This window comes from Sorangium sp. So ce296, from assembly GCF_051529605.1.
In the GTDB taxonomy this organism is placed as follows: domain Bacteria; phylum Myxococcota_A; class Polyangia; order Polyangiales; family Polyangiaceae; genus Sorangium; species Sorangium cellulosum_D.
This window is the reverse complement of the sequence record NZ_CP150325.1, coordinates 5,459,080-5,484,762: the sequence shown is the minus strand read 5'-3', so window position 1 is coordinate 5,484,762 and position 25,683 is coordinate 5,459,080. Positions and strand designations below refer to the sequence as shown.

The window sequence follows — 25,683 nt, the reverse complement described above, 5'->3', positions numbered from 1 at the left end:
TAGGGTGCGAGCCCGTCGATCCGCTGGATATTACGAGTCCAGCACATCGGAATCGTTGAAATCGGACCACCATTGTCGATTTGACGAGATCGTCCGTATGCCTTCGCGGGCGAGCGTCTGCGAGAGCTGCGTCCGGCTCTCGCTCCAGGCGCTGATGGCCACTGCCTCCAGCCGCATCACCTCTCGTACATTCTCGATCAGCAGGAGCGCCTGCTCGCTGGTGTCGCAGCGAACCACACAGAACGAGCTTCCAAGTGGGGCTATCAGCTCGCGGACCCAGAGGTCCTCACCCTCATAGCTGGACACGAGGCGGTCCGTGCACTCAGGGACAGGTCGGAGCCCGAGCCGCTCCGCGATGAGCCCCCGCTGCAGGTGCGCCCCCAGCGGAAAAGCCAGCTCGACGCGGAGCCGCTCGGCCTCCGCCAGACCATCCTCCACGGCCAGGATCTCGAGCCATGTCCGGAGCTCGCCTGCCACAAAGTCCATCTGCTCAGGCATGTTTGCGTATACCCACAGTCCGCGTTCGCCGGACCACAGGATGAGCTTCCAGTCGTGCCATGCTCCCACGGCGACGAGCTCCATGTCCTTCCAAGACCAGAGCGGCCAGTGTACAAGGCGAAGGCCCGTCGGAAACGACTCTGCTCCGCCTTCGAAATCGAGGAGCGCCAGAGCTCGCTCCGGGAGCATCTCGCGCGGAAGCAACCCCAGCCACAGTGCGCCGTCCGGCATCTCGTGCTCGCGGCGCATGACCACACAGGCTCCTGCCACGAGTCCGCGAATCGAGTCGACCAGCGTCGACGGCGCGGAGACCGACGGCGCAGCGACGCAGACGGCCCCTTGGTCCTCCAGGTAGCGTTCGAGCCGAGGCGAGCCGAGCGCCGGCGCGCGGGAGCGGTGCTGAGTCGTTTCTGCGCGCACGATGTCGAGCCGCGCGACCGCTTGTCCCAGCACGAAATCGCCCTGAATCACTTGGTCATCAGCCACCCACACACGGCGCGAAGAGAAGGGGGACTCGTCCGTGTAGAGAGGAGCGGCCGTGGGCACCGACAGCTCTGGAAGCTCGCGCACAGCGACCCCAGCGCCCACGTCGAACGCCGCCCGGGCACCTTCGCGGGCGCAGAACCGAAGCACGTCCCCGAGCGCTGCCAGCGTGCGCGTGAAGATGCGCGGCTGCGCGACGACGATATCGCCCCCGCGAAGGATCGATGCATGTTCGCCAGACGGTGAGAGCGAGAACTGCTCACTCAGCCGTGACCAGAACGCCTGCGCGGCCCGACGACGGCGCACGACGAGCGAAGGCCAGAAAGCGTCAAAACAGTCGACGCACGCCATCAGCGCCACGTACTCGCGCCACAGGCCGACACCGAGGCCACCAAAGGAGTCGAGGTAGAGCGCGCCCTTCCAACGATCCCACGCGAAGAGGCGGCGCTCACCGCGGCCCTTCGAGGGCACCGTGCTGGGCGCGAGCGCGCGGGCAGCGGGGTAGCCGAAGGCTACCCCTCCGAGGAGCGGGAACCCACGGCGCCCTGTCAGCTCGAGGAGCTCCTCGTCTTCCACGAGCGTCGGCGAATCGGATCGAAGACCGACGCCGGGCAAGACGGGAGCCTGGCCGATCCGCTCGCGCGTGGCGGGAGACCATCGTTGCATCAAAGCTTCGTCCATCGATTCCCATCCCAATTCCAGGCACCGGGGTCCACGGCCTTGCCTTCTCTGTCCATATACGGGCCTTCCCTCGTCGATGACTGTGCCCTGTTCGCGTCAGGGGTCCATGACGGGTCGTAGTTCGGCCCTGTCGTATTCTGAGCCGGATTGCTGCGGCTGGTGAACCCCCCGGGCACCTTCTCCACCCCTGGGGGAGGTTTGCCCGCGAGCCCCCAAAGGCGCGGGACCGTTTGAGAGCAATTGGGGCAGGCCTGCTCGAGCTGATCCTTGTTACTTCCCATGTACGACTTCACGCTACCAATACTATCGAGAGCCTCCCCCAGGTGATTCTGCCAGTTCTCATGGCCTGGCCTGCACGACTTTCCTGTATCCTGCTCCCATTGCTTCAAATAGTCGCTCAGCGCCTTGGGCTCGGAGCAAACATTCTGCGCTCCGCCGTTGCCATCAGGACGCGCATTCTTCGGCGCCAGCGCAGCCTCCACTGCGGGGTGCAGGTCAGTGGACCCCGCCATGCCGGAGTGCCCATACTTTGTCACATTGGCTTGCTTTCCGTTCTTTTTTACGTAGGCCCCGGTCACTTCCGTATGCATCTTCGAGAGACCGTCGTGGTCCGAGAACTCGAGGGGCCACCCATCGACATACGCGTAAGCTCGAAGGCTCCCCTCCAGCCGGATGGGCTCCGGGCTCAGGTACTGTCCCGTCTCCGGGTCATAATACCGATACCTGTTGTAGTAGAGCCCCGTCTCCTCATCGGCGTACTGTCCCGGGAACCGCACCGGCGTCAGCCCCGCCTGCTCTCCCTCGACCTTGCCGAACAGCGACGCCTCGACCTTGCCGACGAGCCTCCCGTCCCCGCTCACCAGCGCCGCCGGCATCCCGTTCGGCGCCTCGACGTAGTACCGCACCTCATCGCGATCGCCGCGCCGCACCCGGTCGGCGAGCGGCGTCACGCCCTCCGGGAGCACCGCATACGCCCGCTCTTCCACCATCGGCTCCGCTCCCACGAACAGCTCGCGGATCTCGTGCACCAGCACATCCCCGCTCCAGGTATACCGCGTCACGCTCTCCAGCACCCGGTCGCGCCCTTGCTCTACCCGCTTTTCCAGCCGCCGCGCGAGCGGGTCGTACGCGAAGCGAACTACCCCGCCATCCGGCAGCCGCACCGCCTGGAGAAGATCGTCTTCGCCCCATTCAAAGCGAAAGACCCGCCCGTCCGGCATCCTCTTGCTCGTCATCCGCCCCCGTTCGTCATACGCGAGCTCCACGCCTCCCCGCCTCTTGAGCTGCCCGCCCGGCGCATACTCCCGCGGCGCTCCGCTCTCGTAGAGCTCCCCGCTGGGCCCATGGCGATACCCTTCGATCGGCTCCCGCCGCGCCCCCGCCGCCCGCTGCCGCCCCACCACCCGCCCTTGCGCGTCGCGCGGGTACTCCACGTAAGCCGCGCCCGCCTCGCCGCTGCCCACCGCGCTGAGCAGCCCGGCCGCTGACCACCCGTAGCTCTGCGCCCATGTCACCTCGGAAGGCAGCGGCCCCGCCCACGCCGGCTCGCCCGGCCGCACCGCAGGCATCGCCCGCGGGCCGGTCACCTGCACCCGCGCCGGCAGCCCGTCCGGCGTCAGCCCCTCCGAGATGCGCCCCCCCGCGTGCAGCGCTCGGCCGAGCAGATGACCCGCTGGATCATACGCCATCTGCATCGTCCCACGCGCGCCGGCGACTCCAAACGTCACCTCCACCGGCCGCCCCACCACGTCCCGCGCGATCTCCATCCGCCCGAACGGCCCGCCCATGCGCACTGCCTTGCCGAGCGCATCGTACGCCGTCTCCACCACCGTCCGCCGCCCGCCCCCCGTCACGGTCTCGCGCACCAACCTTCCGCGCGCGTCATACGTGTACTCGCACGCCACCTCCCCTCTCATCACCCGTTCCACCCGGCCGAGCAGATCATAGCCGATCTCCTCCTTCTGCCCGCCCATGAAAGTCCGCTCCACCAACCGGCCGCATGGGTCGTAGGCGAACTCGACCCGGCCAACCCCATCCCGGATCTGCGTGATCCGCCCCATCGCATCGTGCAGGTAATGGATCGTCCGCCCGTCGAACGTCCGCTCCTCGCCGATGCTCCCCTCCCCGCGCCGTGCATACCGGTACTCCTCGCCCGCTTCGTTGATCACCCGCACCAGGTCCTGCTCGCGATCGTAGTAGTACCGCACGACGCTTCCGTCCGGCCTCACCACCTCCGTCACCACCCCGATTCCGCCCCACCGCAGCTCGGTCACCCGGCCATCCGCGTCCGCGATCTCTGACAAGTTGCCATCGACGTCATAGCCGTACCAGTCCGTCGCGCCGCTTGGCCGCCGGACGCTCAAGAGTCTTCCGCAGGCATCGTATCCATAGAATGTTTCCTGCCCGCGCTCATCGATGAAGCTCGTCACCCGCCCCAGGAAGTCATAACGGATCTGCCGCCGCGCCCCGTCCGGCTCCGCGACCGCCACGCGGTTGCCGAGGTCGTCGTACTCCATCCGCGTCACCCCGCCGTTCGGCAGGGTCGCCTCGACGAGCAGTCCACGCTCGTCATGGCGGAACGCCACCACCAGCCCGAGCTCATCGGTCACGGCGATGACATCGCCTTGCGCGTTGCGCTCGTACAGCGCGAACCCGCCGAGGGCATCGCGCACCGCCGCGACGAAGCCACGTTCGTCATAAACGTACTCGGTCCTCGCGCCCATCGGATCGGTGCGAGACAGCACCCGACCCAGGGCGTCACGCTCGCAGCGCCACGTGTGCCCCAGCGCGTCCTGGTACGCGAGCACGTTGCCCGCGGCGTCGAACGTGTAGGAATGCACGCCTCCGTACCACGCGACCATGTCCGTCTTGTCCAGGTGGTTCCCCTCGATCCGTCGGATCGCGCGCGAGTTGATCACCTCGACGAAGTGGTCGTAGTCGTCGATCTTGACGTGGCAGAACCCCTTCGCCTTCGTCTCTCGGTCATTCAGCGCGTCCGACACGTCGCGGTCGAGCGCGTCGTTGCCCTCGCGATGGCACCATGTCTCCATACAGCGACCGTGGTCGCCATAGCGGAACTCCGCCACGAGCCCCCCGGGCTCGCGGCGCCGGATCAAGCGGTGCTGGTCATCGTAGTCGTACCGCTCCTCGTGGCCCGCCGCGTCGCGCGCCGCCACCAGATCCCCTCGGCCGTCATAAAGGTACACCCGAAAGGCTCGCCATGCTCCTCCGGCCGAGGCGTCCTTCACTTCGAACGCGGCGATCCTTCCGTCCGAATACCGCCGCGCGCGCACCATCCGCCCCACCGCGTCGATCGCATGAGAAAGTCGACCTCGCTCGTACGAGAGCCGGATTTCGTTGTCGTACCGGTCCACCATGCGTGACAGCAGCCACGTGCTCTCCCGTCGCTCGCCGAACACAAGAAGCACGCCGTCCGCCTCCAGCGTGTAGCCCCCCTCATGACGCCGCAGGACGCCGCACGGCAACGGAATGGGGTGCCCGGGTTCGGGGATCTCCGCCTCGGTCGACGCGGCGTGCGGCTCGACGACGCGCAGCGTCCTCCGCCGCTCCTCGATGGCCCACGCCAGCGAATGGCTCCATCCAAAGCCGAGCCCCAGATCCAGGTCGCTCGCGTCCGACGAGTAGCTCCGCTCGATCCGGAGCGGCAGGATGATCCCGCCGAGCGCCAAGTCCACGGTCTTCGCCGTATAGACGCGCCCCGTCACCGGATCGACCGGATCTCCCGCCGACGTGCCGCCTGCGCGCCCGTGCTTTGGATTCGGGCACCCGCCGCTGCTCCCCGGCCCGCAGGCGCCGGCGTTCTTGCCGCCGCCGCTAGGCCCCTTGCCACCACCCTTCCCGCCCGCCCCCTGGTCACCGCCGCGGCCCCGCCCTCCACGACCGCGACCACCTCCTCCGCCCCCTCCGCCACCCAGGATGAACGTGCCAGGGTTCATGCCAGGAATCGCTGGGAGATTGGGGACGGGGGCCGTGCGCGCCATGATGGAGGCCATCGTCGCGGAGCACCGCGCGCGAAGTCAAACGGCCTGGCGTCCTCGACATGCGCTGCCCAACTGCCTGATGTTGACTTGTCGCGCCGCGCGCTCCCCCGCCGGGAGCGAGCCCGCTTCCCTTTGCCGCCGAGGTATGGGATGGCGCCTCGCATGAGCGTCACATACCGGGAAGCGGGGGTCGACATCGATGCAGGGGACGCGCTCGTCGAGCGCATCAAGCGGCTCGCCAAGCCGACGCGCACCCCCGAGGTGCTCGCCGACGTCGGCGGCTTCGCCGGCCTGTGCGCGCTGCCGGGCGGGCTCTCCGAGCCCGTGCTCGTCAGCGGCACCGACGGCGTCGGCACCAAGCTCAAGGTCGCCTTCGCCACCGGCGTTCACCACACCGTCGGCATCGACCTCGTCGCCATGTGCGTCAACGACGTCCTCACCGTCGGCGCACGGCCTCTCTTCTTCCTCGACTACTTCGCCACCGGCAAGCTCGACGTCGACGTCGGCGAAGCCGTCGTGCGCGGCATCGCCGACGGCTGCAAGCAGGCCGGCTGCGCCCTCATCGGCGGCGAGACCGCCGAGCTGCCCGGCATGTACGCCGACGGCGAGTACGACCTCGCCGGCTTCGCCGTCGGCGTCGTCGAGCGCTCCCGCATCCTCGACGGAAAGCGCATCGCCCCCGGCGACGCCGTGCTCGCCGTCGCGTCCAGCGGCCTTCACTCCAACGGCTACTCGCTCGCCCGCCGGGTCCTCGAGAAGGAGATGGGGCTGCGCATGGGCGACCGCATCGACGAGCTCGGCGCCACCGTCGGCGACGCGCTGCTCACCCCCACCCGCATCTACGCCCGCGCCATCACCGCGCTCCTCGCCGCCTGCGGCGATGCGGTCCGCGGGCTGTCGCACATCACCGGCGGCGGCCTGCCGGGCAACCTCCCGCGCGTGCTGCCCGACGGGCTCGGCGCTCGGCTCGACCTCGGCTCCTACCAGCGGCCCGCCATCTTCCACCTGCTCCAGCGCGGCGGGCCCGTCGACGAGGCCGAGATGCGGCGCACCTTCAACCTCGGCGTCGGCTTGGTCGCGGTCGTCGACAAGTCCGCGGCCGACAAGGCCATCGACGCGCTCGCCGCCAGCGGCGAGCGCGCGTGGGTCCTCGGCGAGATCGTCCCCGTCGGCGACGTGCCCTTCGAGGAGCGCGTCCGCTTCGGCTGACAGCGCCGGCGCGGCGCACGCAAGGGCCCCGCGCGGCCCGGCGCGACGGCGAAGGCAGTCGGGCGCCGGCGCGAGCTCACCCGCCTTCGAGCCGCGCCCTCAGCTTCTTGATCGCCTCATCGATGGTGCGGTTCTTCGTGTAACAGGGCCTCACCGCCGTCTCGAGCACGACCAGGGTGCGGTGGTCGCCCTCGGAGACGGCGCGATCGAGGAACGGCATCTTCTCGCCGCAGGTGGCGTCGCGCAGCTCGAAGGAGATCCGGACGGCCGGCGTCCCGCGGGCCGCGACCTCCGGATCGCGGAGCAGCTTCGCCGCGCGGGTGGCCGGGGTGGAGCGGCCCCGGGTCTCGACGATCTCGTAGAGCACGTCGAGACCGGCGGTCCCGAACCGGCGCGCGAGCGCGTCGAAGACCTGGTCGGCGAGCTCCTCGCCCGTCTTCGAGATGGCGATGGCGAGGTTGCGCGCCGCGATCGCGACCGGGCGCTCGCGGAGCGCGGTCGGATCGCGCTCCGCGAGCAGGTTGAGCGCCTCGGCGGCCTTCACCCACCGGCGCGCCCGGGCCGCGTCGGTGAGCGCCTTCCGGGTCGCCTCGTCGGGCGGTGGCTCGGCGGGCGCCTCGGGCGCCGCGGGCGATGCCTGCGCAGCGTCCTCGGGCGCCGCGGCGGTGGGCCCGGAGGGCTCCGGGGTGGCCGCCGCGTCGGCCGTGGCGGGCTCGCTCGTGGCGAGCGCGCTGGCGGCCGGCGCCGCCTGGCCGAGCTGGGGCTCCGGCTCGGGCGGGGCGCGCCCGCTGCTGGCGAGCGCAGCGATGACGCCGACGGCGACGAGGGCGCCGCCGAGGTACGGGGCGAGCCGGCCCAGGCCGCGGCCGGCGCCTTCGTCGCGCCGTCGCGACGCGCGGGCCTCCTGGGCTGCGCGCTTCCGCCTGGCTTTTTCCTCGCGCTCCTTGGCGGCGCGCTCGGCCTCCTCGGCGAGCTTTCGCTTGGCCTCTTCCTCGCGCTCCCGGGCGACACGCTCCGCCTCGGCGGCCTCCAGCTCCCGCAGCAGCGTGGGAGCGAAGGCGGGCCGCGAGCCGCTCATTCGTTCGGAGGTCGGCTCCGACGCGGGCGCGTCGTCCTCCGGGGGCGGCTCGTCCGGCGGCCGCGATGCGGACGCTGTGACGGGAGGCGGCTCGGTCACCGGCGGCCGCGATTTCGCGGGCGAGACGGGCGTCTTCGCGGACGCGGGATCCTCTGCGGAGGGAGCGGGCGGCTTCGAGGGCGCCGGCTCCGCTGCCGGCGATGACGGCGCCGGCTCCGCTGCCGGCGATGACGGCGGCTTCGATGCCGCCGGCCCCGCCGCGGGTGACGACGGCGGCTTCGACGGCGCCGACTCCGCCGCGGGCGATGACGGCGGCTTCGACGGCGCCGGCTCCGCTGCCGGCGATGACGGCGGCTTCGACGGCGCCGGCCCCGCCGCGGGCGATGACGGCGGCTTCGACGGCGCCGGCTCCGCTGCCGGCGATGACGGCGGCTTCGATGCCGCCGGCCCCGCCGCGGGTGACGACGGCGGCTTCGACGACGCCCGCTCCACCGGGGGCGACGACGGCGGCTTCGACGACGCCCGCTCCCCTGCCGACGCCGACGGCGGCTTCGAGGGCGCCGGCCCCGCCGCGGGCGATGACGGCGGCTTCGACGACGCCCGCTCCCCTGCCGACGCCGACGGCGGCTTCGACGACGCCGGCCCTGCTGCCGACGCCGACGGCGGCTTCGATGACGCCGGCCCTGCTGCGGACGCCGACGGCGGCTTCGACGACGCCCGCTCCACCGCGTGCGCTGGCAGCTCCGCCGTGCCCGGCTGCGACGGCTTCTCCTGCGGGAGCGCCGACCGGCCACGCTCCGACGGCGCGGGCAACGTCGCCCTCATCGGTGGCTGCGTGGTGGCCGAGCCCTCCCGCTCCTCGGGTACTGGCTCTTCCAGCGACCGTACCGGCTCCGCTGGCCCCGGAGACGGTGCCTCCTCCGGCGGAGGCGTCGAGACCAGCGGCGCCGGCTCCTGCGACGCGGGCTGCTCCCCCGATCGCGGCGAGGGCGCGCCCGCGCGGGAAGCAGCGTCGCGCGCGGCTTCTTCGCGCGAGAAGGCGACCTGCGCCATGAACGCCGCGCCGCCCACCGCGGTCGGGCGCGAGTCGCTCGACAGCGGCGCCGCCTCGACCTCGGCAGCAGCATCGCGCGCGGCTTCTTCGCGCGAGAAAGCGACCTGCGCCATGAACGCCGCGCCGCCCACCGCGGTCGGGCGCGAGTCGCGCGTCAGCTCGGCGACGAGGGTCGGCGTGTTGCGCACCGGCGTCGGCCGCGAGTAGCTCGCGGCGTCCTCCTCGTCCTCGTCCTCGCCCTCCGCCCGCGCCGTCGCCTCCGCGTCGTCATCCGCGCGCGCCGGCTCCGGCGCGCTCGCGCCGCCGCCCGCCGGCTCGCCGGCTGCCCGCTGCGCGGCCGGCTCCAGCTCGTCCGCCACGTCCGTCAGCGAAACCAGGCACGAATCCCCGAGGAGGATCGCCGAAGAGCCGCCGGAGCCCGCCTCCGGCTCGCGCGGCGGCGCGGCGCTGGGCAGCGGCGGCGGCCGGTTGCTCGGCTCGCGCGGCGGCGCGGCGCTGGGCAGCGGCGGCGGCCGGTTGCTCGGCTCGCGCGGCGGCGCGGCGCTGGGCAGCGGCGGCGGCCGGTTGCTCGGCACCCGCGCCGCCTCGCCGATCGCGGGCACCGACGTCATCTCGGCCCTCGACCCCATCTCCGCCCTGGGCTCGTCCATCACGATCCCCGACGCCGCGCACGCCGCGTCGAGCGCCGCGATCAGCTCCGCCGCGCTCTCGAAGCGGGCGCGCGGCTGCTTCTCGAGGAGGCGCCGCACGACCGCCTCGATGGCCGGCGGGACCGCGACGCCGGGCGCGTGCTCGGCGATCGCCGGGACGGGCGCGCTGCGCTGCTGGTTGAAGAGCTCGACCGGATCCTTGGCCAGGAACGGGTGCTTGCCGGCCAGCATCTCGTAGAAGATCAGGCCGAGGGCATAGAGATCCGCGCGCTCGTCGACGAAATCCATCCCCAGCGCCGACTCGGGGGCGAGGTAGGCGATCGTCCCGAAGATCACCCCGGCCGTCGTGAGCCGGACCGGGCGCGACTCCCCCTCCATGCGCGTCGACTCCGGCGACGCGACGGAGCGGCGCAGCTGATCGACGCTCACCTTCGCGAGGCCGAAGTCGATGAGCTTCACGAGGTCGCCCTGCGGCTCGACGACCATCACGTTGCGCGGCTTCACGTCGCGGTGGACGATGCTCATCGCGTGCGTCGCCCCGAGGGCGGCCGCGATCTGCCGGGCGATCAGGGCGGCGCGCGCCGCGGGCATCGGCCCCCGCCGGATGATCTCGTGGAGCGTCGTGCCGCGGACGTACTCCAGGACCAGGAAGAACGAGCCGTCCTCCGCCTCGCCGAAATCGGTCGCGGTCGCGACGTTCCGGTGCTGGATGTGGGCGCCGGCGATCGCCTCGCGCTCGAAGCGCTGCACCAGCTCGGGGAGCCGCTCGGTGTCCGGGTGCAGGATCTTGATCGCGACGCGCTTGTGCATGTGCACGTGCTCGCCGCGGTAGACCGCGCCCATGCCGCCCATCGCGATGACCTCGTCGATGCGGTAGCGCTTCGAGATGACCCGCCCGAGGTAGGACACCGCCCGCTGCTTCGCGGCCTCTTCGGGGGTCAGGGTCGTCTCGGGCGGGCGTTCCGACATCGTGGCGGCGCCACCCTAACCCGAGCGGCGCGGCATTGGTAGGTGGCCGACCCGCGGGGGCCGACCCCCGGCGGGGCCGCGTTCGCCGCTCATCCCCCGCGGTTCAGCCGCGCCCCGTAGGTGTCGACCGCGTCCGCTTGATCGGGGATCCGCGCGCATTCCGCGAGCTCGTCCAGATCGAGCTCGGGGAGCAACCCGCTCCGCTCGATCGGCGCGTACCCACCCTCCCCCAGCCGGTGGACGGAGATGCGTCCCTCCTTCCAGATCCACACCTCGGGCACCCCGAGCCCCCGGTAGACGTCGAGCTTGTCGATGCCGCCGCTCGTGATGAACACCTCGATCGCGATGTCGGGCCGCTTCGTGTTCACCTTGCCGACGCAGTAACACTCGTCGGGCTCCAGGCCGCGCTGCCTCTTCTTGCGGCGGTACGTGGTCGAGCCGTAGCCGTAGACGCGAACGCGGCGCGCAAACGCCCACAGCTCGACGAGGCGCGCGATACGCTTCTTGACATCCTCGTGGTCCGCCGACGGGCTCATGAGCTCGAGCACCCCTTCGCAGTAGGTCATCCGCAGCCCCGGGTGATCGTCGAGCAGCTTGCGCAGCGCGACGTACTCGTCCCAGGAGACGTTGGACATCACGAAGCGTTGCTCGCCCTCACCGAACGGGGGCGCCAAGGACTCGGACAGGGGTGCCAAGGGCTCGGACAGCGGAGCGACGGCGACCATGGGCTGAGGATAGGCGACCGCGGCGAGGCCGCAAGCGACGCTCCGTGGCGAGCCGAGGCGCTCTTGCGCCGCTCGCGCGAAAGGCAGCGCGCCATGACCCCGGGGCCGGGCCCCCGCGCCGGCGCCGGACGGCCGCTGCCGCCCCGGATCTCTCCCGCGCCCGCCCCCGCCGTAGTATCTGCCCCCCATGCCCCCCCTCGATCTCGGCGTCCTCATCTCCGGCCGCGGCTCGAACCTCCAGGCGATCCTCGACGCCATCGCCGCCGGCCGCCTCGACGCCCGCGTGCGGCTCGTCCTCTCGAACCAGCCCGGCGCCGCCGGCCTCGCGCGCGCCGAGCGCGCCGGCATCCCGACGCGCGTCATCCCGCACCAGGGGTTCGCCGATCGCGACAGCTTCGACGCCGCCGTCGTCGCCGCCCTCCGCGAGGCGGGCGCGGCCTGGGTCGTCCTCGCCGGCTTCATGCGCCTGCTCACGCCGACCTTCCTCGACGCCTTCCCGCACCGGGTCGTCAACATCCACCCTTCGCTCCTGCCCTCCTTCCCCGGCGTGGACGCCCAGCAGCAGGCGCTCGATCACGGCGTGCGCATCACCGGCTGCACCGTCCACCTCGTGGACACCGGCACCGACACGGGGCCCATCCTCGCGCAGGCCGCCGTCCCCGTCCTCGACGGGGACGACCGCGACGCCCTCGCCGCGCGCATCCTCGTCGAGGAGCACGCCCTGCTCGTCCGCGCCCTCTCGTGGATCGCCGAGGGGCGCCTCCGGGTCGCGCCGCCCGCCGCGCCCGGCGGGCGCGCGCGCGCGACGATCGCCGGCGTCGACACCGCGCTCGGGCTCGCCCAGGGCGGCCGCGCGCCCGAACAGGTCGGGGAAGGGGCGTGATCCACAAGCACTACGACGTCATCGTCCTCGGCCGCTCCATCGGCGCGCTCACCGCCGCGGCGCTCCTCGCGCGGCGCGACTTCACCGTCATGGTCGTCGGGCACGGCGAGCGCCCGCCCACCTACCGCCTCGACCAGCACGTCCTCCGCCGGCGCGCCTTCACCATGCTCGCCGAGCCCTCGCCCGCGTGGCGCCGCTTCCTCGTCGAGCTCGCCCAGTCGCAGACCTGGAAGCGCCGCATCGTCCCGGCCATGCCCATGCTGCAGGTCGTCGCCCCGCGCCGGCGCCTCGACGTGCCGCCCGACATGGTCCTCTTCGGCCGCGAGATCGACCGCGAGTTCCCCGAGCTCCGGCGCGTCGTCGACGAGCTCTACGCCGAGCTCGCCCACGTCAACGGCGCCGCCGACGACGCGTTCTCGCACGACGCCGTCTGGCCGCCGGGCACGTTCTGGGAGCGGCGCGAGACCGCGCGCTACGCCGCCATGCTCCCGTACGCGCGCGCCGAGCCCGACGCCGACCTGCTCGTCGAGTTCCCGCGCGGCCACCTGTTCCGCTCGATCGTCACGCAGTCCGTCCTCTTCGCCACGGATCTCTCGGCGCTCCCGCCCCCCTTCGCGGTGGCGCGCCTGCACGGGGCGTGGACGCGCGGGCTGATGATGCTCCCGCGCGGCGAGGAGGAGCTCGAGGAGTTCCTCGTCGAGCGCATCCTCGCCCACGGCGGCCGCTGCCTCCTCGACGAGCGCGCCGCCTCGGTCCACGTCCGCCGCGGCACCGCCGCGGGGGTCGTCGTCGACGGCGACGACCACCCGAACGGCAGCAGCTTCGTCATCACCGACATGGACGGCGAGACGCTCGCGAGCCTCTCGGGCGGCGAGGGCATCCACAAGCGCGCGCTGCGCGAGTGGCCTCGCATCACCTCCTCGGTCGGCCGCTTCGTCGTGTCGCTCATCGTGCGCCGCGAGGGCCTGCCCGAGCCGCTCGGCCCCGAGTCGCTCCTGCTCCCCTTCCCGTCCGTGCCCGCCGGCCGCTCGCTCGCCCCGCCGCCGCCGCGCGCGCCGGGCGACGCCTCCGGCGGGCGGCCGAGCTCGCCGCGCGCCACGCGGCCGTCCGGGCCGGGGCGCCCGGTGATCCACCTCCAGCGCTGCGACCTCCCGCCGCCGTCGACCGACACGCTGCTCGTGGCGGAGATCCTGCTGCCCGACCGGAGCCCGCTGTCGCTGCTCGAGGCGCGCCAGGCGGTGCTCGACGCGCTCACGGCCGAGCTCCCCTTCCTCGAGCGTCACCTCGTGCTCGTCGACTCGGTGCACGACGGGCTGCCCGTGTGGCTCTACGACGGCCAGCGCCGCCGCCTGATCGAGCGCGCCGCCCTGAAGGGCGCGGTCCCGGGCGCGGAGCCGATGGTGCGCCAGCTCGAGGTCGACCCGCCCGGCTATCTCGGGCTGGCGGGCGAGCCGATCCGCGGTCCGATCGAGCGCACGCTGCTCGTCGGCCGGAGCGTGCTGCCCGGCCTCGGCCAGGAGGGCCAGCTGCTCGCCGCGTGGGGCGCGGCGCGCCTCGTGACCCGCACCGACCGGCGCAAGGAGCGGATGCGGAGGGACATGTGGAGCAAGGTGGAGATCGGGTAGCGCGGGGGGCTTCGACGAAATGCCCGGCCCCCAGAGAGGGTGTTCTCGGGGCGGGGTGGGGGCCCCGCCGAACTCGCCTGAACCATGAGCCATCCGGCAAGCCGGATGACTCATGGTTCAGGCTCAGACATCGGCCCATCCCCCACCCCGCCCCGAGAACACCCTCTCTGGGGGCCTACCGCTTTCTATGAATGTGATCGGAGATCGGTAATTTCCGGCGGCGGGTGAGTCGCGAGAGCGCCGTGTGTCACGGGGAGCGGGGGAAGACCTGGTAGAAGCCGTCTCGCTCGACCACGGAGAGCGGTACGTCGAACAGGCGCGACAGGTTCTCGTCGGTCAGCACCTCGCGCTTCGGGCCGTCGGCGAAGATGCGGCCTTTTCTCAGCAGGACGACCCGCTCGATCTCGGGCGGGATCTCCTGCACGTGGTGCGTCACCAGGATCAGCGTCTTCCCGCTCCGCACGAGGCGCCTGAGCAGGTCGACGAGCTCGAACGCGGCCTTCAGGTCGAGGCTGGTCGTCGGCTCGTCGAGCACGAGCGCCTCCGGGTCGTGCACGAGCGCGCGCGCGAGCAGGCAGCGCCGCTGCTCGCCGGCGGACATCTCCGCGATCGGCTTGCCCCCGAGGTGCGCCACGCCGAGTTCGCGGAGCACCGCCTCGGCGCGCCCGCGCTGCGCGCCGGTCGGCGGCTGGTGCTCGTGCAGCCCGGCGCTCGCGAAGAAGCCGGAGAGCACCACGTCGGCCCCTCGCACCTCCCGCGGATAGGACATCTGCAGCTCGTACGACACGAGCCCCAACCTGCGCCGGAGGGCGAACACCTCCCACCTTTCGCGACCGAGGATCCGCACGCCCGAGCCCTCGCGGTGGACCGGATAGATCTCCTTCGAGAGCAGCCGGAGCAGCGTCGACTTCCCCGCCCCGTTGGGCCCGAGGATCGCGGTGCTCTCCCCCTGCTCGATGCGCAGCGACAGCCCCTCGAAGACGCGCGTATCGCCGCGGTACACCTCGGCGTCCTCGATCTCGATGAGCGCGGGCGCGCTCATCGTTCCACTCCACGGTTCGCGTTCATGCGGCGCAGACTACCGGAGTGCCTAGCTGGATAAAAGATGAACATCCTATCCAGCGACACCTCGCAATTCAAGCGCCTTTGACGAGCGGCACACGATCTCACATGTCGGTCTCACATGTCGGTCTTACATGTCGGCGCATGTCAGACATGCGCGATGTGATGCGGCGAGACCGAGGGTCGTCAGCTTGAATATTACTACCAGGCTGCGTCCTCAAGGCCTCTTTCGTGGAATCTTCTACCGGCGCTACCGGCGCGCGAGATGGCGCTTCACCCGGTGAGGCGGCGAACGTTCGTGGGTGCGAGCCGCGCCGAGGACCCGAGTCGTGATCCCCCGATGTGGCCCTTTCCCACGGTCGCATTCTCCTGTGTTTGCGCGAATTTTCCCGCGCTTTCCCGCGCTTTCCCGCGCTTTTTCCCGCGCTTTTCCCAATGGAATCAGGGTTTTCGCGGTGGATCGTCCGTGCCCCGGATCGGCGATCCACTCGCGCGATCACTCACCATCTCTCGCGGACAGGCTCCGTCGAAAATCTGCGCATGAATTGGCGTTTACCGATCTCGAGAGATCGATGGCCCGGTCGTTGCAGTCCCCCTGGCACCTTCAACGAGTGCCCCGCGCCAAGCCGATGCTGGCGCTCGGGAGTGAGAAAAATCCGACGCGGCGCCGAGCCGCTCGGCCACTTGGAGATTGACGCAATGACGAAGATCAAGGGTTCGCTTTTCGGTGCTGGGGCGGTCTCGTGCATGCTCGCCGCGCTCGGCGGGTGCATCGTCGCCGCGGACGACGGCTCCAGCGTCTCGGAAGAGAACGAGATTTTCGCCGATGAGGTGGCAGCAGCCGCGGCGGCGTCGCAGATGCGCTTCGGCGTGGCTCCCCAGTGGAACCAGACGTATGCACCGCCCGCCTCGGGGACGGGGACCGCGGCAACGGGGCCGAGGAACGTGGACACGGTCGTCATCGGCGACTGGCTCCTCAACACCGGGTTCACGAGCACACATCGGACCAAGGCCGCGGACATCGTCAGCAGGGGTAAGACCCCCTACTTCTTTGGCTACATCGGCACGTCGATGACGAAGAAGGCGCTCGGTTCCGATCGCGACTGCGACGGGAACCCCTCGGAGAAGCTGTGCACGGATGGCGCGCAGTGGGTCCGCACGAACGCCACCGCCATCGCGTCCGCCTACAAGACCGCGGCGCAGGGGATCGCCGGGGCCGTCGGGGGGCGCGAGGCGCTGATCCACCTCGAGCCCGACTACTTCCAGTTCTCGGAGAAGGCGCAGGGCACGGACGCCCTCTCGAAGGATGAGTCCGATCAGATCATGAACGGTATCCTCCGCGCCATCAAGGATGGCTGCCCGTCGTGCAAGGCGGTCATCGACTTCAGCCCGTGGTTCAGCAAGGAGAAGACCGCCTGGGCGCAGTCCGCCGCCCACTTCTACCAGGGCTGGGACCGCAGCGTGGTCAAGTACGTCGGCCTCACGGGCAAGCCGTTCCCGTTCACGGAAGGCAAGATCGACAACTACACCTACCGGCAGATCACCAGCGAGCTCAGCCTGCCGCTCGTCATCGTCGACGCGTACACGTTCGGCGGCGGACCGATCGACGTCGACTCCACCTGGCTCAACGAGACCAACGTCGCCAAGGCCGTCGACATGGGGGTCGCGATCCTCATCTTGTCGCAGACGGGCGACGTCGGCGCCTACGACAGCTTCATCGCTCGGGTGAAGGGCGGCAGCAGCTCCAGCAGCAGCAGCTCCAGCAGCTCCAGCAGCAGCTCGACGACCACGAGCAGCAGCAGCAGCGGCGGGGGCAGCGGCGGCTCCGGCGGCAGCGGCGGCAGCGGCGGCTCCGGCGGCAGCGGCGGCAGCGGCGGCTCCGGCGGCAGCGGCGGCTCCGGCGGCGGCACCGGGACCGGCGTGCGCGTGGAGGGCGGCAATGTCGACGTCAGCATCACCACGTCCACGTCGTGGTCCAGCGGGTACTGCAAGGACGTCAAGCTGACGAACAAGGACACCCGCGAGGTCACGTGGACGCTCTATGTGCCCAGGGAGGGCACCATCTACAACAGCTGGAACGTCAAGGCCGACGCGACGAGCACCAACTTCGTGTTCTCTGGAACGTGGAACGCCAAGCTCTCGGCCGGCTCGAGCACCACCTTCGGCTATTGCGCGAACCGCTGACGGCCGGATCGAGGGCGCCGCGCGGCCGCGGAGGCGAGGAGCGCCTCACGGCCGCGCGGCGCGCCGGCCCGCCGAACGGCTGATCGACACGGGGCAGAGGCCCTCCGGACTCCCCTCTTCTCCCGCTCTCCCGCGCCCCGCGCCTTTTGGTATCCTGGGCGCACCGTGCCACCCGCCCCGCAGCGCTGCCTCCTCGCCGGACGCGGCCCGAGCCGCGCCACCCGCGCCGCCGCGCCGCGCGCGCGCTGTCCGGACCGGAGCGCCGCATGCCGCTGAAGCTCCGGGTCACCTGGCGCAACGCGGGCAGCCCGCTCTTGCCGGACGCGCTCTCCGAGGTGCAGGCGACGGCCGACGGCGCGCCGCTGCCGCTCGCCCGCGCGGGCCCGGGGCTGCGCGAGTTCGACGTCCCCGCGGGCGCGGCGCGCGTCGCGCTCACGGCGCGCTTCTCCGCGGCCTTCGGCGCCTTCGAGGACGTCCCGGCCCTCCAGGAAGAGGTCCTGTCGGTCGAGCAGGCCTTCGACGTCGCCGGCGGCGGGACGGCGCTCGGCCCCGCCCCGGACCCGGCGCTCGGGCAGGCGCACCCGCTCGTCGACGTGACGTCGACGCCGGGCCTCGCGCTCGCGCAGATCAGGACCGATTTCGTCGACATCACCCCGTTCTGGATGGCCTATGCGCGGTACTCGGACGAGTACCAGCGCGAGCACCGGCCCGGCACGGAGTTCGTGGCCCTCGGCGCCACCGCGGGAGAGCCGAAGATCTGGTTCGCGAGCATCCCGGAGGCGTGCAAGGCGCCGCCGGACGCCGGGGTCTCGGCCCTCGTGTTCTACCGGCCGGAAGGGTACGCGTATACCCGCGTCGACCAGCGCCACGAGATGTTCGGTCTGAATCGGTACCTGCTCAGCCCCGACCCGGATCCGAGCGCCCCGTACTGGGCGCGCGACGTGTTCGAGCGCGATCCGCGCGACCAGTCCCGCTGGGTGTATCTCCGCTGCGGCTTCGAGGAGGCGCTCGCCGCGAGCGGCAGGGCGGTGGTCCTGCTGCACCCGTGGCCGAGCGGCACGAGCTTCGGCGCCGCGACGAGCGCGGGCCTGCCCGGCCTGGCCGAGGCGGCGCTCCGCTTCCTCGGGGGCGCGCGCAGGATCGGGCTCGGGCCGGGCGGGGCGCGGCTCGGGAAGCTCGGGCTCGCGGGCTTCAGCGCGGGCGGGCTGCCGCTGTGGCAGGCGCTGGCCGCCAACCTGCGGCGGGTGAGCGAGGTGTTCGCCTTCGACGCCCGCGGCATCGCCAAGAGCGAGGCCACGATCCTCCGCTGGTACAGCGGCGACGCCTCGCGCCGGCTGCGGATGACCGGCGGGCACCAGCTCGACGCGAACGCGGCCATCCAGCGGAGGCTCGCGGGCAACTCGGACGGGGCCCGCGTCTCGTGCCTGCCGCCCGACAAGAGCGGCTATCTCCCCGGGGTCAACCCGCGCTGGGATCACGTGTGCTCCTCGCTCGACGACGGCGAGAAGGATGCCTATCTGAACGCCGACTGGGTATGGCACCAGTTCGCGATGTTCGGCGGCGTGCCGGAGGCCGGTGGGACGAGCGGCGTCACGTTCCTCCAGCGCTTCCTCGAGGCGTCGGATCTCTGAGCCGGACGGTTCCGGAGGGGCGCGGGCCAGCCGGACGACGCGGGAGGGAGAGAATTTAACGCAAAGGCGCAAAGGCGCAAAGGCGCAAGAAGAAGAATGAGAAAAGAAGAGATTGAAGCGCTCGCCAGATCGAGACGCTCGACGAACTCCCTTTTTTCTCTTATCTTTTTTGCGTCTTTGCGCCTTTGCGCCTTTGCGTTTAATCCTCCCTCACGCCCGCGCGACGATCCTCGAGAGCGCCCGCATGTCCGCATCATCGCCGAGCCGCGAGAGCGCGGCGCGCGCCGTCGCCAGCGCGGGCTCGACGTAGCGCAGGTAGCCCGGATCCGCGCCGATGCGGTCGAGGAAGACGAAGCGGCCGGCGTCCTTGAGCTTGCGCTGGACCGTCACCAGCTCGAACTCCCGGCCGAGCGCCTCGCGCGCCGCCCGATCGAGCGAGGCGGCGGCCGCATAGTCGTCGAGCCGGGCCTCGACGAACGGTCGATCGAGGTCCTGGAAGCTGTCGTTGAGGAGCGTCGCCAGGTCGTAGACGCGCGGGCCGAGGAGGGCGTCCTGGAAGTCGAGCCACGCGAGCTCGAGGCCCCCGCCCGGCGCGTCCACGACCATGAGGTTGCGGCTCTGGAGGTCGCGGTGGACGAAGCCGCGCGGCCACGCGGCGATGCGCCGGGCGAGCCGATCCGCCAGCGCGTCGAACTCGGCCCGCGCGGCGTCGTCGAGCCGGAGCCCGCGCGCGTCGAGCGCCCACGCGCGGAAATGGTCGAGCTCCCAGCGCAGCAGCGTCGCGTCGAGCGCGCAGGCGTCCACGATCGAGCCGCGCGGGAGCGCCGCGAGCGCCCGCTGCGCCCGCGCCAGATCGCGCACGGCGAGCGCGTAGATCTCGGCGCGACGCGCGGGCTCGCGCTCGACGAAGGCCGCGAGCGTCCGGTCCCCGAGGTCCTCCAGGAGGAGCAGGCCGTGCTCGCAGTCCTCCGCGAGCAGCGCCGGGACCCGGACGCCCCGCTCGCGCAGCAGCGCGTGCACCTCCAGGAACGGCCACCGCGGGGGAGCCGCGCCGACCGCGGCGCCATCGCCGTCGGCGCTCGGCGCGAACATCGCGACCGCCGTGCCGGCCGGCGTGACGACGCGCAGGTAGCGCCGGCACGACACGCCGCCGCGCAGGGGCGAAAGCGACGACGGTACATGGCCCGTGACCCGCTGGACGAGCCGGTGCAGGGCGTCGGGGTCGAGCTCGCGCACGCCCCTTCGTACGCCGTCAGCCCGTGCGGGCGCCAGCCTTCCTGGCGCGATCGCCTCCCGGCGCGGCGGCGTGGCCGCCAGCGCGCCTCAGCAGGCGCCGGCGCAGCCGTCGGCGCTCTGGAACCAGAGGCCGCCAGAATCCTCGCACTCGCTGCGGTCGTACCTGCCCGAGCAGCAGCGCTCCTTGCTCTCGCACACCTTCGCGACGCTCTCGCCGCTCCGGAAGCAGCATTTCCGGCTCTCGGGCGGCTCGGGCGCGGCGGCCGGATCCTGGGGCGCGGCCGGGTCCCCGGGCGCGGTCGCCTTCTCGATGACCACCGGGACTGCGGGCGCGACGAGCGTGGCCACCGTGTCGCAGCCGAACGAGCCAATCATGACGAGGACGGCGAGCGCCGCCAGCGCGCGAGCGGTTCCAGCCAGCTTCATGATCGCAGTGGGTCGCATGGGCGCAGGGCGGCCGCAAGTTTCTGCGCGCCTCCGCCCCGCGCAGCGGCCGATACGACGCTCGCCTCCAGCCATTCGTTATGGCGACAACGACCCTCGCGGCGCCGCCACCGACCCTCGCGGCGCGCCATCGACCCTCTCGGGCGCAGCCGCCGACCCGCGCGGCGCCCTACAGCAGGGCCGCCGCGCGCGCACCGCCGGCAGATCGGCCCGGCGCGGCGCGCGTTCGGCCAGGGGCTCGACGGCGGCTGTGCTATACACCCGTGGAATGGCGAACAGTGCGACGGCGCCGGAGAGGGTCACGCCGCTGAACGGAGCCGCGGCGACCTCGGTGGCCTGGCGTCACCGGGGCGAGCTCCGCATCACCGTGATCGTCAAGGCCACCTTCGCCTTCGCGGCGGACGCGGAGATGCCGAGGGTCGAGCCGCAGAAGATCCTCCACGGGGAGGTGCACCACGGCAACAACCCGGGCCGGAGCGTCAGGCTCACGAGCGATCTGGCGCCGCGCCTCGACCAGGCCGACGTGCTCTTCACCGGCCACGCCCACGCGCCGCCGCCGGGCGCGCCCGTGCACTCCCTGCCTGTGCGACTCACGATCTCCGACGAGGGCGAGGTCCTCCTCGACAAGGAGCTCCTCGTCCAGGACAGGGCCGGGTTCCAGCGGATGCCGATCGTGTACGAGCGGGCGCTCCGCGGCGAGAGCGATCACGAGAACTTCCTCGGCGTGCAGGCGACCGGCGACCCGTCCGATCCCGAGGCCAACATCCTCGATCCGCTCCATCCGGCGCGCGCCGCCGGCTTCGGCCCGATCGCGCGCGCCTGGCCGGCGCGCAGGCGGCTGCTCGGCGCCACCCCGCGCAAGGCGCTCGACGCCCCCATCGCCGACATCCCCGACGCCTTCGCGTGGGCGTATTACCAGGCCGCGCCCCCCGATCAGCGGACGCGCCCTCTGCGCGGCGGCGAATGGATCGAGCTCACGGGGCTGCACCCCACGCTGCCGCGCCTCCGGATGCGGCTGCCCGAGGCGCGCGGCCGCGCGCGCATCCACGGCCTCTCGGCCTTCGGCGTGAGCGAGGGCCAGCCGCTCGATCTGCACGCGGACACGCTGCGCATCGACGGCGACGAGCAGCGGTGCACCCTCGTCTTCCGGGGCAGCTTCGCCGTCCCCGACGAGGCCGCGCTCGCGGCGGCCGCCATCGTGGCGGGGGTCGAGCTCCCCGGGGAGCCGCTCGAGTGGCCCGAGCGGCCCGCCGAGGCGGGCGCCGCGGGCCCCGGTCTCGCCCGGGCGGCCGACGCGGCCGGCCGCGCGTTCGGCCCGGACGACGGCGTCCTCGGCGCCACCCAGGCCGATCCGGCCGCCGGGTCGCGCACGATGAGCCTCGCGGAGGACGGTGTCGCGGCCTTCGTCCGGGCGGCGACGCCGTTCCGCGACGGGCCTCCCCCCGGCGACCCCGCCGGGCACGCCGCGGGCGCGGGGGCGCCGGCGCCCCGGTTCGACACCGGGACACTCTCGCTCTCCTCGGCGGAGGACGCCCCGGCGGGGTCTCCCCTCACGACGCTGGCCTTGCTGTCCGAGGCCGACGACGCGGCGGACGCGCCGGCGCTCCCGTTCCAGCCGGCGCCCCCGGGCGCCGGGCTGCCTCCGTCGATGCTCGCTCGGGAGCCGGTCGCGGCCGACGAGCGCATGGGCTCGGGCACGCTCGCGCTCTCGTTCGAGGACGACTGGGAGCCGCGCGCCGACGCGCCCGGCGGCGCCGTCCCCGCGGCGCCGTCGCTCGATCCGGAGCCCGCGGCCGCGGCGGAGCCCTCGCTCGCGCGGATCCCGGAGCCGTCGTCCCCGGAGCTCCTGCCGGCCGCGGAGCCGCCGCCTCCGGCGCTCGCGCTGCCGGAGCCGTCGCCGCAGCCCGTGCTCAGCGCCTCGCCCGCGCGGTCGTTCGAGCCGGACGAGCCGCCGGCGGCCCCGCCGCCCCGGCGGCCGCCGCCCCCGCCGCCGGAGCGCCCGTCGCTGCCGACCCCGTCCCCCGCATTGAGGAGGAGCCTTTACGAACGGTTCGAGCGCAAACGATAGCCCGCAAGGCCCGCCTCGACGGGCGCGCCGGGCGCCCTGGCGGGCGGCGCACCGAGGCGGGAGATCCTCTCCCACAGCACGATGGATGGAGCTGCGACGATGACCACCCAGCACGAATCCGTAGACATTCGCATCGAGCTCGCCGGCTTGTCGTCCGACGTCCTCCAGCTCAACAGCCTCTCGGGGCGCGAGGCGATCTCGCAGCTGTTCGCGTTCGACGTCGAGGTCGCGTGCCCGAACGAGGCGGCGGTCGACGGCCAGGCCTTCGCGGGCGAGAGCGTCGCGCTCGTCTTCGAGCGGGACGGCGTCGAGCTGCGGCGCATCCACGGGATGGTCGCCGAGGTGCACGATCGCCTCGCGACGCTGCTCGACCACCGGGCGTACCGGCTGCGCATCGTCCCGCGCGCGCACCGGCTCACGCTCGTCGAGACCACCGAGATCACGATGAACAAGGCGGTGCCGGAGATCATCAAGCAGAAGCTGGAGCTCGTGGGCCTGAGCGGGAGCGACGTGGACTTCCGGCTGATGGGCAGCTATCCGCAGCGGGAGTTCTCGGTGCAGTACCAGGAGACCGATTTCGCCTTCATCTGCCGCCTGGCCGAGCACGTCGGGATCAGCTTCTTCTTCGAGCACCAGGACGGTCAGGACACGATGGTCTTCACCGACGACGCCAGCGGGTTCAAGCCCGCGGCCGGGGCCGCCGCATCCGTCCAGTTCCGCGAGCGGGGGGAGACCCGTGACGTCTTCGAGATCGCGGCGACATCGCGGCTCGTGCCGAGCGTGTTCGTGGCCCGCGACTACAACTACCGGCAACCGATGCTCGATCTGACGTCGGAGCACGTCCTGCCCGCCGGGTATGCGGGGGGCGTGATCGAGTTCGGCGGGCACTACAAGACGCCGGCGGAGGGGAAGGTGCTGGCGCAGATCCGGGCCGAGGAGCGGCAGGCGACGCAGCTCGTCTACACGGGCAGGAGCGCCGTGTGCGGGATCGGCGCGGGCGCGCGGTCGACGCTGGAGGGGCACCCGAACCTCGAGGGGCTCGAGCTGCTCTTCGTCGAGGTGGAGCACCAGGCGACGCAGCCCGCCGGCGGCTGGGGCGGGGGCGAGGCGCCCCAGCGCTACGTGAACACCTTCCGGGCGATCCCGAGCAAGAACACGTATCGGCCGCCGCGCGTCACGCCGGTCCCTCGGATCAGCGGCGTGGTCACGGGGATCGTCGATGCGGGGCCGGGCGGCGGGGGCAACGACGCGCAGATTGACGATCAGGGCAGGTACATGGTCCGGTTCCTGTTCGACACGGGGGCGGCCGGGAGCCTGACGTCGAGGCCGGTGCGCATGCTCCAGAACCACGCCGGCGCGAACTACGGCACGCATTTCCCGCTCAAGCCAGGGACCGAGGTGCTCATCGCCTTCGTGAACGGCGATCCCGATCGTCCGGTGATCGTGGGCGCCGCGCCCAACCCGCTGACGCCCTCTCCGGTGAACAGCGCCAACCGGTCGACCCACCGGATCAAGACGCAGGGGGGCATCGTCTTCGATCTCGTGGACGAGTGAGCCGCGCGCGGCGCCCCGGGCGAGGCGCGCCCCTGCGTGGGCCCGGGGCGGCGGGCCGCGCACGGGGGCGGCGCGGCTGGGCGCGGGGCGGCGCGGCCGCGCGCGGGGGGCGGCGCGGCTGGGTCCGGGGCGGCGCGGCCGCGCGCCGGGGCGGCGTTCAGGGGGACGGCGTCTTGCCGGGCGCCGGGTGGCTCGGCGCGAGCGAGGCGGCCTGGGCGCGGGTCATGGTCCGGATGGCGTAGTTGAGCGCGGCGCGCAGGTTGCGTTGCGTGTTGAGCTGGGAGAGGTCGAGGCCGAGGGAGACCATGGTCTGGGCGACGGTCGGCTTGATGCCGGCGACGATGCCGTCGGCGCCGAGGAGCCGGATCGCGGTGACGAGCTCGACGAGGTGGGAGGCGACCTTGGTGTCGACGACCTCGACGCCGGTGAGGTCGAGGATGGCGAAGCTCGCCCGCTTCTCGACGATCTGCCGGAGCAGGCTGTCCATGACCTCGGCGGTGCGCACGCTGTCGACGGTGCCGACCATGGGCAGCGTGAGCACGCCGTCCCAGACCTCGATGATGGGCGTGGAGAGATCGCGAATCACCTTTTGCTGCGCCGCGATCCGGTCGATCTGAATGCGCAGCTCGTTCTCGACGATCTTGGAGTCCGACACGTCCAGCGAGATCCCGAGCACGCCGTCGACGCGCTCGCCGGGCGCGCTGCGGAGCGGGATGAGCCAGGTGTCCCAGTAGGTGCCGTGCGCCTCGCTTCGGCCGTGGCGCACCTGGCCGTCGTACCATTGCCGCATCTCGGCGGCGGTGTCCGGGGAGGCGGCATAGAGGTCGAACACGTTGCGCCCGAGGTGCTGCCCCGGCGTCAACCCGGTCTTCGCGATGGCCTTGCCCTGGTGATAGACGTACGTCCCGTCGCCGTCGGTCGCCCATATCGCGATGGGTTCCACGTGCTCGGCGATGCCGTCGAGGATGCGCGCCTTGAGCCGCAGCGTGCTCAGCTCCTCCTCGGTCGCCGCGGGCGCGGCGGCGGCCGCGGGCGCGGCGGCGGCCGCGGGCGCGGCGGCGGCCGCGGACGCGGGGCGGAGCGAGCCGAGGACGGCGCCGCGGTCGGACGACGACCGGCTGGCGTTGCACGAGAGCGGCCGGTAGGCGCCGCCGCCGTCGCGCAGGCGCACGTCGAACGAGAGGGGCTCGCCGCGCTGGAGGAGCGCCGACCACGCCGCCGCGAGCGCCGCGCGATCGTCCGGGTGCGCGAGATCCGCGAGGAGCGCGCCGCCCTCGACCCCGGGGCCCAGCGCCTCGCGCAGCCCGCCGCTGCCGTGGAGCAGCGCCCCGTCGGCCGAGGCGATGAAGAGCAGATCGGGAGAACGGGCGAAGAGCTCGCCGAGCAACGCGCTGGGGGCAGATTCCATCAGGCTCACATCTCCTCGAGGGCAAGAAGCCCAGATATACCGTGGACGAAGCGCGCGGGGGAAGGGCTTCCCGGGTCGGCGCGATGCGATCGGGATGAGAATGCGCGCGGCATCAGCGTGCCGGCTTACGCGGAGAGAAAGCGGGCCGGCTCAGCGGCGCATTGCGGGGAGCGCGGCCGAGAGCGAGTTGCGTGGGCAGGAGCGGCGCAGCGGCGGTGAGAGGTGCGGGGGATTTGGCGG

The 25,683-nt window shown here is 72.3% G+C and carries 15 protein-coding genes; 7 read left to right on the top strand and 8 right to left on the bottom strand.

All coding sequences use genetic code 11. The features are described from left to right. Nucleotides 1-30 precede the first annotated feature (30 nt). Nucleotides 31-1,662 carry a hypothetical protein gene (locus WME98_RS20320; RefSeq protein WP_437952774.1) on the bottom strand — a complete coding sequence of 544 codons (1,632 nt, stop codon included), beginning with the start codon at nucleotides 1,660-1,662 and terminating at the stop codon, nucleotides 31-33. Then, nucleotides 1,647-5,618: an RHS repeat-associated core domain-containing protein gene (locus WME98_RS20315; protein ID WP_437952773.1), complete on the bottom strand. Its 3,972-nt coding sequence runs from the start codon at nucleotides 5,616-5,618 to the stop codon at nucleotides 1,647-1,649. Before WME98_RS20315 ends, WME98_RS20320 begins: the two co-directional genes overlap by 16 nt. A gap of 207 nt (nucleotides 5,619-5,825) precedes the next feature. On the opposite strand from WME98_RS20315, the gene purM reads away from it, so the two are divergent. Further along, a complete protein-coding gene (purM, locus tag WME98_RS20310; RefSeq protein ID WP_437952772.1) occupies nucleotides 5,826-6,872 on the top strand; it encodes a phosphoribosylformylglycinamidine cyclo-ligase in 1,047 nt (348 codons plus the stop codon). 76 nt (nucleotides 6,873-6,948) lie between these two features. Here the strand turns inward: purM and WME98_RS20305 are convergent, their stop codons facing one another. Beyond that, the gene (locus tag WME98_RS20305) at nucleotides 6,949-10,623 is read right to left on the bottom strand and encodes a protein kinase domain-containing protein (RefSeq protein ID WP_437952771.1); all 3,675 of its coding nucleotides are present in this window, start codon (nucleotides 10,621-10,623) and stop codon (nucleotides 6,949-6,951) included. 89 nt (nucleotides 10,624-10,712) lie between these two features. Further along, nucleotides 10,713-11,258: a Uma2 family endonuclease gene (locus tag WME98_RS20300; protein WP_437952770.1), complete on the bottom strand. Its 546-nt coding sequence runs from the start codon at nucleotides 11,256-11,258 to the stop codon at nucleotides 10,713-10,715. A gap of 277 nt (nucleotides 11,259-11,535) precedes the next feature. Between WME98_RS20300 and purN the strand changes: the two genes are divergently transcribed. Together purN and WME98_RS20290 are read left to right on the top strand one after the other, a co-directional pair. Then, entirely contained in the window at nucleotides 11,536-12,231 is a 696-nt protein-coding gene (gene purN / locus WME98_RS20295) for a phosphoribosylglycinamide formyltransferase (protein ID WP_437952769.1), read from the top strand. Next, the gene (locus WME98_RS20290; RefSeq protein WP_437952768.1) at nucleotides 12,228-13,856 is read left to right on the top strand and encodes an NAD(P)-binding protein; all 1,629 of its coding nucleotides are present in this window, start codon (nucleotides 12,228-12,230) and stop codon (nucleotides 13,854-13,856) included. The genes purN and WME98_RS20290 overlap by 4 nt, the downstream gene beginning before the upstream one ends. A gap of 247 nt (nucleotides 13,857-14,103) precedes the next feature. Here WME98_RS20290 and WME98_RS20285 read toward each other — a convergent pair whose 3' ends face one another. Next, nucleotides 14,104-14,898 (bottom strand): ABC transporter ATP-binding protein, encoded by a 795-nt coding sequence (locus WME98_RS20285; RefSeq protein WP_437952767.1) that lies wholly within the window; start codon nucleotides 14,896-14,898, stop codon nucleotides 14,104-14,106. 719 nt (nucleotides 14,899-15,617) lie between these two features. Here WME98_RS20285 and WME98_RS20280 point away from each other — a divergent pair. Then, the gene (locus tag WME98_RS20280; RefSeq protein WP_437952766.1) at nucleotides 15,618-17,102 is read left to right on the top strand and encodes a hypothetical protein; all 1,485 of its coding nucleotides are present in this window, start codon (nucleotides 15,618-15,620) and stop codon (nucleotides 17,100-17,102) included. A gap of 266 nt (nucleotides 17,103-17,368) precedes the next feature. Next, a complete protein-coding gene (locus tag WME98_RS20275; RefSeq protein WP_437952765.1) occupies nucleotides 17,369-18,733 on the top strand; it encodes a hypothetical protein in 1,365 nt (454 codons plus the stop codon). 210 nt (nucleotides 18,734-18,943) lie between these two features. Here WME98_RS20275 and WME98_RS20270 read toward each other — a convergent pair whose 3' ends face one another. Both WME98_RS20270 and WME98_RS20265 read right to left on the bottom strand, forming a co-directional pair. Beyond that, nucleotides 18,944-19,969 (bottom strand): aminoglycoside phosphotransferase family protein, encoded by a 1,026-nt coding sequence (locus WME98_RS20270; protein ID WP_437952764.1) that lies wholly within the window; start codon nucleotides 19,967-19,969, stop codon nucleotides 18,944-18,946. An 87-nt stretch (nucleotides 19,970-20,056) separates the two neighbouring features. Next, on the bottom strand, nucleotides 20,057-20,395 hold the full coding sequence (locus WME98_RS20265; RefSeq protein WP_437952763.1) for a hypothetical protein: 339 nt from the start codon (nucleotides 20,393-20,395) through the stop codon (nucleotides 20,057-20,059). Between the two features lie 286 nt (nucleotides 20,396-20,681). Here WME98_RS20265 and WME98_RS20260 point away from each other — a divergent pair, with 286 nt between their 5' ends. Together WME98_RS20260 and WME98_RS20255 are read left to right on the top strand one after the other, a co-directional pair. Further along, nucleotides 20,682-22,481 (top strand): DUF2169 family type VI secretion system accessory protein, encoded by a 1,800-nt coding sequence (locus WME98_RS20260; protein WP_437952762.1) that lies wholly within the window; start codon nucleotides 20,682-20,684, stop codon nucleotides 22,479-22,481. Nucleotides 22,482-22,580: 99 nt separating this feature from the next. Beyond that, nucleotides 22,581-24,035: a type VI secretion system Vgr family protein gene (locus tag WME98_RS20255; protein WP_437952761.1), complete on the top strand. Its 1,455-nt coding sequence runs from the start codon at nucleotides 22,581-22,583 to the stop codon at nucleotides 24,033-24,035. Nucleotides 24,036-24,192: 157 nt separating this feature from the next. Here the strand turns inward: WME98_RS20255 and WME98_RS20250 are convergent, their stop codons facing one another. Next, nucleotides 24,193-25,443, bottom strand: a complete 1,251-nt coding sequence (locus tag WME98_RS20250; protein ID WP_437952760.1) for an STAS domain-containing protein — start codon at nucleotides 25,441-25,443, stop codon at nucleotides 24,193-24,195. Nucleotides 25,444-25,683: the final 240 nt, after the last annotated feature.